The organism is Lewinella sp., assembly GCF_050633125.1.
Lineage (GTDB): Bacteria > Bacteroidota > Bacteroidia > Chitinophagales > Saprospiraceae > Lewinella.
This window is the reverse complement of record NZ_JBOEFX010000181.1, coordinates 13,760-16,328: the sequence shown is the minus strand read 5'-3', so window position 1 is coordinate 16,328 and position 2,569 is coordinate 13,760. Positions and strand designations below refer to the sequence as shown.

Sequence of the window (2,569 nt, the reverse complement as noted above, 5' to 3'; positions counted from 1 at the left end):
GGCACATCTACCGTGACGATCAACCTCATCCAAAGTGCTACCGTAACGACAGCGAGCACCAGTTGTGCCAACGGAGAAGACGGCGCACTAACGGTAACGGAAGTAATCGACGGCGCAGGCCCTTACCAGTACAGTATTGATGGCGAAGTATTTGGCGAAAGCAATACATTCGAGGGCTTATTAGCAGGCAACTATCCCGTAACCATCATGGATGCGCAGGGCAACACCTTTGACGCGGGCACTTACGAAGTAGAAGATGCTCCTGAGATTGTGCTTACCACGGAAGCCATAGAAAACACCATTACAGCTACGGCTACTGGTGGAACTGGCAATTTGATGTACAGTATCGACGGTGGTATCACCTTCCAGGAAAGCGGCACCTTTGCTGATCTGCCGGATGGCAATTACGTCATTGTCGTGATCGACGAGAACGAGTGTACCGTCAGTTCGGAAGAGATCACGATTGACATCGTTGGTGTTGGAGAACTGGCCTTCGATCTGCGCTTTAACCTGTTTCCTAATCCGGTGAGTACGGAGCTTACACTGGAATTGCAACAGCCTACTGCGCGGGATATTAGAATTCTGGTTTATGATATAGCCGGCCGTTTGTTGCTGGAGCAAAATGTTACGAAACCAGGCGATTACCTAAAGACAACAATAGATGTGCGGCAGTTACCAGCCGGCAGCTACGAAGTGATCATTTCCGATAATCTGATTAAAGGGAGAGGTCGTTTTGTGAAGATGTAAGAAAAGTTTGAGGTGGTACTGTAATAAATCACCCTAAGCTGATGTGACAGAAAGAGGCGTTCCTTGGCTAATTGGTCAGGGAACGCCTTTTTGATTAGCCTTCGAAAATAATGGGATGACACTTTTCTACAAACTGTTCAACATCCGTTTCTGAAAGTAAGGTTGGGTATGACATCAGCAATAATTGAAAAGGTGCGTGGCCTTTTTCCGAAGATGGCACTTCGTAATAATGTTGATTCAGTTTTAATCCAATTCTTTCGTAAAAATTTATCCTGCGTTGATTGATAGGGGAGTCAGGTAATTCAACTTCTAGCAGAATTGGTTTGCTGCCATCCATGAATTGTTCAAGGATTAACTTTCCGAACCCCTTGTTTCTATGTTGTGTAGCTGTTGCAAAATGGTCTATGTATCGATGGTTTTCAAAATCCCACCACAAGAAAAAGCCTATAAACTGGTTATCATGAATGATGATATCAAAATGATAACTTGGTTTTTCNNATCACGCGAGATTGGGCATCAATTAACCTCCGCTCCTCCGCAGGGAAGGCTTCTTCATATAGTTTCCACGCGATTTGGAAATAGTTATCTGTAATACTTTTAAGTCTGATTATTTTCATTGGGCAGCACTAACTGGGAGGATAACAAAGTAAAATTTTCGATGGATTTTTAGAAGTAAAGGTGATTTCTGAAATGGCTGCCGAAATAAATATTTCATCTCCCTGCGTGTAGCTGTACTCCTTGCCATTACAACTCATGAGGCCATCACCGGCATAGATAACAGCGACATAGAAACAAGAATTACCCTGGATGGTATATTTCCCATCTAAGAGCAATTCATTTAGGCCGAAGCAGTTGGTATGCTTTTTATTGAATAAGGTCTTTAGTGTAAACTCATTAGAGCTGTCCAGTACCTCTGGTGTTATTTTCCACTTTTGTAGCGCTTCGTCTAAGGTGTGGGTATCGTAATGAAAACATTCGAGCATTTTTTCTTCGCCAACTCCCTGATGAATCAATTCTGGTCCAATTTTTAGACCATTTGGCGTTGTTTTTTCTACGCGCATGGTATAATCGGTCGGTTCTTGAACTTCCATTAAAAAGCAACCAGCGCCGATAGCATGTGGCACCCCACCGTAAATCATAAAAGCATCGCCGGGCTTTACTTCAATTTTGTGCAGGCAGTCAAGCATTCCCTGAATGTTTTGATTGTCAAAGTGAGCTTTCCATTCCTTTTTGGTAACATGCTTTTTGAAACCCATGTAAACGACACTTTTCTCGCCGTTTATTTCACGTGTATTCAGTACATACCACGATTCTGTTTTGCCAAAGGCGGAATTAAATACATTTCTAGCATACTGCTTATCCGGGTGTACCTGAACGGTTAGTCGTTCCAAAGAATCCAGCATTTTAATAAGAACTCCTGTTGTTCCGTATTTCTGAGCCAATTCTTTGCCTAAATACAATTCCAGGTTTGAATCGATTAAAGCTTTTAGTGGTAAAATGCCATCATCGGTATCTATAAGCGATAGCCCTTCATTTGCGGGCCTGTTTTTTCCACGTGCTGTAACGGTAGACATGATCCATTCTTCAGGCGTACTTCCATCTATCTCAGGAGCAGTCTTTTTCCATTTGTCAATCAAAGCACCACCTTCATAAGTTCTCCAAACCCTGTTTGAAAGCTGTTTTAGGGGAATAGATGCGTATTTGTGTAGATGCTGATTCATTTTTCGGTTATATGTTTAGCGTGTGCCTTGAATGGTAAATATACCCGAATGTCCCAAAAAAGGAGATAACCGAAAAGTCGGGAGCACCTTTTAATTTTACT

The 2,569-nt window shown here is 42.5% G+C and carries 2 protein-coding genes and 1 pseudogene; 1 reads left to right on the top strand and 2 read right to left on the bottom strand.

The genetic code is table 11. The annotated features are described in order from the left end of the window. A partial coding sequence (locus ACRBG0_RS27345) for a T9SS type A sorting domain-containing protein (protein WP_431490007.1) occupies positions 1–747 on the top strand: 747 nt, incomplete at its 5' end. Between the two features lie 94 nt (positions 748–841). Here ACRBG0_RS27345 and ACRBG0_RS27340 read toward each other — a convergent pair. Next, positions 842–1,243: pseudogene (locus ACRBG0_RS27340) on the bottom strand (GNAT family N-acetyltransferase); the annotation flags it as partial. A 130-nt stretch (positions 1,244–1,373) separates the two neighbouring features. Then, entirely contained in the window at positions 1,374–2,468 is a 1,095-nt protein-coding gene (locus ACRBG0_RS27335; protein WP_431490006.1) for a type I phosphomannose isomerase catalytic subunit, read from the bottom strand. Positions 2,469–2,569 lie beyond the last annotated feature (101 nt).